The organism is Yersinia sp. 2542 StPb PI (assembly GCF_048593855.1).
In the GTDB taxonomy this organism is placed as follows: domain Bacteria; phylum Pseudomonadota; class Gammaproteobacteria; order Enterobacterales; family Enterobacteriaceae; genus Yersinia; species Yersinia enterocolitica_E.
The window spans coordinates 1-4,415 of the sequence record NZ_JAZGQA010000267.1 but is presented as its reverse complement, the minus strand read 5'-3'; the positions used below and the strand labels follow the sequence as shown (position 1 = coordinate 4,415).

Below are 4,415 nucleotides of genomic sequence, written 5' to 3'. Positions count from 1 at the left end.
ATATAGGATAAGTAGGATTTGGAATACAGTCTTGCGCGGTCATATTGCTCGTATTACCAGATCGTATTTGTATCTATTCAAAGGCCTGCTTAATGGCCACTCCAGAAAAGGTATGGTAGATGGAAAAGAAATTGAAGGCTGTGATCCCTGTTGCCGGGCTTGGTACCCGAATGCTGCCAGCGACTAAAGCGATCCCAAAGGAAATGCTGCCGGTGGTGGATAAGCCTCTGATCCAATATATCGTTAATGAATGTGTGGCCGCCGGAGTAAAAGAGATAGTGCTGGTCAGCCATTCCTCTAAAAATGCGATAGAAAACCATTTTGATACATCATTTGAGCTGGAAGCTGCACTGGAATCACGTGTTAAGCGGCAGCTATTGCAAGAGATTAAAAATATCTGCCCGCCGGATGTCACTATCATGCAAGTGCGCCAAGGCCATGCCAAGGGCTTGGGGCATGCGGTATTATGTGCCCAACCGATGGTGGGTGATAACCCATTTATTGTGCTGCTGCCAGACGTTTTACTTGATGATTCAACAGCAGATTTATCTAAAGAAAATCTTGCCAGTATGATTAAGCGCTTTGAAGAGACCGGGCGTAGCCAGATCATGGTGGAGCCGGTGCCTAAAGCTGATGTTTCCAAGTACGGTATTGCTGATTGTGATCATGTGGCTTTGTCTCCGGGTGAAAGTACCCTAATGACGGCAGTGGTAGAGAAGCCCTCACTTGCTGATGCGCCTTCTAATCTTGCCGTGGTTGGGCGTTATGTATTGTCAAAAGACATTTGGCCGCTGCTGAAGAAAACGCCACGCGGGGCGGGTGATGAAATTCAGCTTACTGATGCCATTGCGATGTTAATGGAGCAAGAGGATGTTGAGGCTTTTCATATGACCGGTAAATCGCACGACTGCGGGGACAAATTGGGTTATATGAAAGCCTTTGTCACTTATGGCGTGCGCCATAACACCGAGGGCGAGAGCTTTACCGCCTGGCTGAAACAGCAAATTGACTAACTTCAGCTTAGCGGCTGAGTAGGAATAGATTTTAAATTCGCTTCAAGAAATCAGTAGGTTAATTATGACCAAATTGAAAGCAGTGATCCCAGTTGCCGGTTTAGGTATGCGAATGCTTCCCGCGACTAAAGCCATTCCAAAAGAAATGCTGCCTATTGTCGATAAACCATTGATCCAATATGTGGTCAACGAATGTGTTGCTGCTGGTATTAAAGAAATCATTCTGATAACCCATTCTTCGAAAAATGCGGTAGAAAACCATTTCGATACGTCTTATGAGCTGGAAGCCATGTTGGAAGCGCGTGTGAAACGTCAGCTATTGGATGAGGTACAATCTATCTGTCCACCGGGTGTGACTATCATGCATATCCGTCAAGGGCATCCTGAAGGTTTGGGGCATGCGGTGTTGTGTGCCAAACCGCTAGTAGGTGACTCACCATTTGCGGTGTTGTTGCCAGATGTCTTGATTGATGACGCAAAATCGGATTTAACCCGTGATAATTTGGCTCAGTTGGTTAGACGTTTCGAAGAGACCGGTACGAGCCAAGTGTTGGTTCACTCGGTCGAACCTGAGGCGTTATCGAACTATTCGGTCATTTCTTGTGAAAAAGCGGATCTGGCACCGGGTGAAAGTAGCCGAATTAACGCAATGGTTGAGAAACCGCAAAGTCCGGCTGACCTCAAATCCAATCTGTCGGCAGTAGGGCGTTATGTCTTATCTGCGGATATTTGGCCAATGCTGGAAAAAACCAAGCCTGGTGCTTGGGGCCGTATCCAACTGACCGATGCCATTGATGCTCTGGCTGCGATTAAACCAGTCGAAGGTGTGGCATTAACCGGCCAATCCTATAATTGTGGCGAGAAGCTCGGATATATGCAGGCTTATGTCGCCTACGGCCTGCGTCACCCCAAACAAGGTGCAGAATTTAAAGCCTGGTTGAAAGAGTTCGTGGCATAAGCCAATTTCAGCAGCAATGAAAAGCAATCCATGGGATTGCTTTTTTTGTCTATAAACCAGCCAGGTCAATTGAGTCAAATCGGTTTGCACTTTACCAAAGCAAACGAGTGCGAACAGCAACTGGTCAGTTGTGCTATCTATCGCACCAATCACTACCCAGCTGACATAATCCTGAGTTAACATGTTTCCCACATCAAAAACCTGTTGGCCTCAAGGCCGGTAACAGGTGTCATCCTTCAGACAGGAGTTTTTTAATGTCCAAACAACAGATTGGCGTTGTCGGTATGGCGGTGATGGGCCGTAACCTGGCGCTCAACATCGAAAGTCGTGGCTATTCCGTTTCTATCTTTAACCGTTCATCAGACAAAACCGACGAAGTGGTTGCCGAGAACCCAGGTAAAAATCTGGTACCGAGTTATACCGTGGAAGAGTTTGTTGATTCATTGGAAAAACCGCGTCGCATCCTGCTGATGGTGAAAGCGGGTGAAGCCACTGATAAGACTATCGCTTCACTGACTCCACATCTGGATAAAGGTGACATTCTGATTGATGGTGGTAATACTTATTACAAAGACACCATCCGCCGTAATCGCGAACTTTCTGCGCAAGGCTTCAACTTTATCGGTACTGGTGTTTCCGGTGGCGAAGAGGGCGCATTGAAAGGCCCATCTATCATGCCAGGTGGCCAGAAAGAAGCCTACGAACTGGTTGCGCCTATCCTTGAGAAGATTGCTGCCCGTGCTGATGACGGTGATGCTTGTGTGGCGTATATCGGTGCCGATGGTGCCGGCCATTACGTTAAAATGGTTCACAACGGCATTGAATACGGTGACATGCAATTGATCGCAGAAGCTTATTCCCTGTTGAAACAGTCTTTAGGTTTAAGCAACGAAGAGCTGGCTAGCACCTTTGCTGAGTGGAACAAGGGAGAGCTGAACAGCTACCTGATTGATATCACCAAAGATATCTTCACCAAAAAAGACGAAGCCGGTAAATATCTGGTCGATGTGATTCTGGATGAAGCGGCGAACAAAGGCACCGGTAAATGGACCAGCCAAAGTTCTCTGGATTTGGGTGAGCCATTAACACTGATCACTGAGTCTGTGTTTGCTCGGTATTTGTCTTCTCTGAAAGATCAGCGCGTAGCTGCCTCTAAAGTACTGACTGGCCCTAAAGTGCAGCCTTTTGTCGGTGATAAAGTTGAATTTATCGAGAAAATCCGTCGTGCGTTGTATCTGGGTAAAATCGTCTCTTATGCTCAGGGCTTCTCTCAACTGAAAGCCGCTTCTGACGAAAATAACTGGGATTTGCATTACGGTGAGATAGCCAAGATTTTCCGTGCGGGTTGTATTATCCGTGCACAATTCCTGCAAAAAATCACTGATGCATATGCAGAAAATGCAGATATTGCTAATTTGCTGTTGGCACCTTACTTCAAGCAGATCGCTGATGAATACCAGCAAGCACTGCGTGATGTAGTGTCTTATGCAGTTCAAAACGGTATCCCAACACCAACATTCTCTGCGGCGATTAATTATTACGATAGCTACCGTTCAGCTGTACTGCCAGCCAACTTGATTCAGGCACAGCGCGACTATTTCGGTGCGCATACCTATAAGCGTACTGATAAAGAAGGTGTGTTCCATACCGAGTGGATGGAGTAATCCTTTTAACGGATTACGCTTTGTCTTAATTTTTTTGGCAAAGAGGATTCGATGACTTAAAACAGGTGGAATGCTCAGAAGAGTAAAGCGTCCGCGCCAGGACGGTGCGGCTCGAGCCTCCAGGGATGGATTAATGGCGTCTTTACGATCTGAGTGTTTCTCCTGTCTTACTGCGGGCAACCAAAACTTCAGTATTTGATATTTGCCTTAATAAAAACGCCCTCGATGCTGAGTCGAGGGCGTTTTTTTGCTGATAAGAAAGGCAATCAGGCAATTACTTCTCGTGGCGTTCGCGCAGACGGCCAATCACTTTACTCAGATTCAAATCTTGGTCTTGCAACAACACCAGTAGGTGATAGATCAAATCCGATGCTTCGTTGGTCAACTCTTCACGGTCATTCACTGTTGCGGCGAGGGCGGTTTCTACCCCTTCTTCCCCCACTTTTTGTGCGATACGCTTAGTGCCGCTGGCATACAGCTTGGCGGTGTAAGAACTGGCTGGATCGGCTGATTTACGTGAGGCTAATAACTGCTCTAACTGGTACAGGAAGCCCCAATCGCTGGCCGCCGGGGCGAAGCAACTGTTATTGCCTAAATGACAGGTTGGGCCAACAGGATTAGCCAGAATGAGCAGGGTATCATTGTCGCAGTCAGGATAGATATTCACTACATTCAGCACGTTACCGGAACTTTCGCCCTTGGTCCACAAACGTTGTTTGGTGCGAGAGAAAAAGGTTACCTTGCCGGTTTGCTGTGTCACCGTCAGTGCTGCCTGATTCA

4 protein-coding genes are annotated in these 4,415 nt (G+C 47.1%); 3 read left to right on the top strand and 1 reads right to left on the bottom strand.

From position 1 onward, the window contains the following. Nucleotides 1-119 precede the first annotated feature (119 nt). From galU (V1952_RS20245) to gndA, 3 genes are all read left to right on the top strand, one after another. On the top strand, nt 120-1,013 hold the full coding sequence (gene galU / locus V1952_RS20245) for a UTP--glucose-1-phosphate uridylyltransferase GalU (RefSeq protein ID WP_372568912.1): 894 nt from the start codon (nt 120-122) through the stop codon (nt 1,011-1,013). Nucleotides 1,014-1,077: 64 nt separating this feature from the next. Further along, nucleotides 1,078-1,971: a UTP--glucose-1-phosphate uridylyltransferase GalU gene (gene galU / locus V1952_RS20240; RefSeq protein ID WP_420075412.1), complete on the top strand. Its 894-nt coding sequence runs from the start codon at nt 1,078-1,080 to the stop codon at nt 1,969-1,971. Nucleotides 1,972-2,225: 254 nt separating this feature from the next. Further along, nucleotides 2,226-3,635 carry an NADP-dependent phosphogluconate dehydrogenase gene (gndA, locus tag V1952_RS20235; RefSeq protein ID WP_420075411.1) on the top strand — a complete coding sequence of 470 codons (1,410 nt, stop codon included), beginning with the start codon at nt 2,226-2,228 and terminating at the stop codon, nt 3,633-3,635. 274 nt (nt 3,636-3,909) lie between these two features. Here gndA and hisIE read toward each other — a convergent pair. Further along, nucleotides 3,910-4,415 (bottom strand): bifunctional phosphoribosyl-AMP cyclohydrolase/phosphoribosyl-ATP diphosphatase HisIE (hisIE, locus tag V1952_RS20230; RefSeq protein ID WP_420075410.1); only part of this gene is annotated, 506 nt, incomplete at its 5' end.

What these genes read in the sequence shown, in the direction of transcription:
- galU (WP_372568912.1), top strand. Translation starts at nt 120, where the DNA reads ATGGAAAAGAAATTGAAGGCTGTGATCCCTGTTGCCGGGCTTGGTACC.
- galU (WP_420075412.1), top strand. Translation starts at nt 1,078, where the DNA reads ATGACCAAATTGAAAGCAGTGATCCCAGTTGCCGGTTTAGGTATGCGA.
- gndA (WP_420075411.1), top strand. Translation starts at nt 2,226, where the DNA reads ATGTCCAAACAACAGATTGGCGTTGTCGGTATGGCGGTGATGGGCCGT.